2 protein-coding genes are annotated in these 2,616 nt (G+C 36.8%); both read left to right on the top strand.

Features of this window, described 5'->3' with window-relative positions:
* The coding region (locus GNE10_RS33700) for an ABC transporter substrate-binding protein (RefSeq protein WP_185570385.1) at positions 1-1,344 on the top strand (1,344 nt) is incomplete at its 5' end.
* A 343-nt stretch (positions 1,345-1,687) separates the two neighbouring features.
* Positions 1,688-2,605: a ribonuclease HI gene (gene rnhA, locus GNE10_RS33695; RefSeq protein WP_185570384.1), complete on the top strand. Its 918-nt coding sequence runs from the start codon at positions 1,688-1,690 to the stop codon at positions 2,603-2,605.
* Positions 2,606-2,616: the final 11 nt, after the last annotated feature.

Below are 2,616 nucleotides of genomic sequence, written 5' to 3'. Positions count from 1 at the left end.
CCTGAAGTTTTAATTTACATTAATAATTGTTTAATCGAATATAAACAATCTCTTTTACAAGATAAAAAAATAAAAATTTATACTGTAGCTGTGGTTGTCCCATTTTATCATAATCAAGGACAAGTGGCTGCGGAAATTTTAAGAGGAATCGCTCAAATTCAACTACAAATCAATATCCAATCTTTTCAAAAAATTGCTTTAGAAAAAGAAATAAATTTAGCTGATATTATACCTGAAGGATTTTTCAGTTTAAATCATACAGATAATCAAATAGCCTTAAGGATTTTAATCGTCAATGACCCTAACAATTTATATGCTCCATACAGCCAAACCGCAGAAAATCTAGCTTCTTTAGCACCACAATTAAACTTGATTGCCATTATCGGTCATTATTCAAGCGAAATGACTAAAAAAGCACTACAGTTTTATTCTCAAAATGGATTAGTTTTAATCAACCCTAGCAGTACTTCCAATGAACTTTCTCATTTATCTAGTGGTGAAAGCTTATCATTTTTTAGACTGACTACTCAAGATAACATTAATGCAACACAATTAGCTCATTATTTGATTGAAAAATTTACAGGTAAAAGTGGAATCAAAGTAGCTATTTTCTATAACAAAAATAGTAGCTATAGCACTTCATATAGAAATAGCATTAAAAATATTTTAGAAAATTATCGGGAAACGTTTGTTTTACTTAAAGAATGTAGCTATATTAGCGATAAATACTACCATATCCAAGCTTATCTTGAAGAAATTAAACAAGACGATGTTGAGGTTATTATTATAATTCCTGATGGGGGAATTGAACCGAATTCTCTAGATAATGCGGGTTTAATTAGTAGGTTAAAATTGAATCAGTGTATAATAGCTGGTTCAGCAACTTTCTACCACGAAAATGTTTTACATTGGATTCACGAGCAAAGCCAATATAATACAGCAGCTACCAACGAGTGTCAAATTATAGCTTGTGTTCCTTGGCATTGGCACAGTGAAAAAAATGGCTGTAATAGTAAAAATCAAATAGGGCAGTGTTTTTGTCAAATAGGAACTCAATTATGGGGAACAGAAAATTTATCGTGGCGCAGTGCAACAGCTTTTGATGCGGTGTTAATAATTTTCAGAATTATGGAATTATATCAAATTAAAGATAGCCAATCCTTATTGATAAATATGAATAAACATTTTAAAGAACAGAAAAAATCGGTGAAGGGAGTTACAGGAAATATTGAATTTAGGGAAAATGGCGATCGCTTCAATCCACCAATAGAAATAGTAGCAGTAAAATGGAATGCACAACAGCAAAAATGGCACTGGACAATTGATAAGAAAATTCAGATGTAGAGACGTTGCATTGCAACGTCTCTACAAGGATTTTGATATCATACAGAATCCTTTTCATAGATGAAATCAGCAACGCCAAAATTTCTGTACCTGATGTAATTAGTAACCGCTATAGCTTGTGTACTTTCATATATAGCGATCCCAGACATAGGACTCGCCACAAGCCAAATAGCCTGCACCTTCATTCTCTCCCAACCAAATGATTATTAACAACATCTGCGCTTTTGGTTTGAAGTTTTTAGCTGGAGTGTGGGCATCGGTATCTTGTTTGCTGTGCTAATCTTTATTAGCTTCCGCTTTCGCCGTTCACAATTCTTTGTTTAACGTTCTGTGCTTATTGAATATGTTAACTACGTCCACCCAACTAACAATCGAAAGCATATACACAGACGGTGCTTGCACCGGTAACCCAGGCCCTGGTGGCTGGGGTGTTGTTGTCTACTTCAGTGATGGCTCAATTCACGAAATGGGCGATGCATCCCCCCACACCACCAATAATAAAATGGAAATGCAAGCGGCGATCGCTGCTCTCCAATTTTTGCAAACATCTCAACAAACCAAACCCATCACCCTTTACACTGACAGCGAATATCTAATTAACTGCGTTACCAAGTGGGTGAAAGGCTGGAAAAAGAAAGGCTGGAAAAAATCAGACGGTAACCCTGTCCAAAACCAAGACCTTTTGGAAATTTTAGATGAACTAAATACCGAACAAGTAAAATGGCAATATGTCAAGGGGCATTCTGGTAACATCGGTAACGAACGTTGTGATGCGATCGCTCGCAGCTATGCCAGTGGTAAAATCCCTTCTTTACAGCAATTGTCTTCCACAAATGTTTACAAAAATTTACCTAATACAAATGAAATAAATGTAGCAAAAGTAGCTGATTATGACAAAAGTTATAGAATAATTAACCAAAATACACAACAAGTCACTACTTCTGCACCAGAAAGAACCATTATGGAACCATCAACCGGGCCAGCTGCGGCCGCAACCGACGAAAAATCCTCAGAAATTAGAGTCTTGCAACTCCGCAACTTGGTCGAAACTCTACGCATAGCTGACGAAATATCAGAAAAAGGTTACTTAATCACCAGTTCCGAATTAGCAGATTTAATGGATGTCCACGCCAGCGCTGTTACCAGTAGGGGAGATCAATGGCGTTGGCGAAATTGGATAGTGTCACGAGTCCGCCGTGAAGGAAATCAAATTCTTTGGGAACTAGAACGGGGAGATCGAGTAGGGACGGAAGAGGAGTGAGGGGGATGGGG

Source organism: Nostoc sp. 2RC (assembly GCF_014222165.1).
GTDB classification, from domain to species: Bacteria; Cyanobacteriota; Cyanobacteriia; order Cyanobacteriales; family Nostocaceae; genus Nostoc; species Nostoc linckia.
The sequence above is the reverse complement of the archived record's forward strand: the minus strand, read 5'-3'. Positions and strand labels throughout refer to the sequence as shown.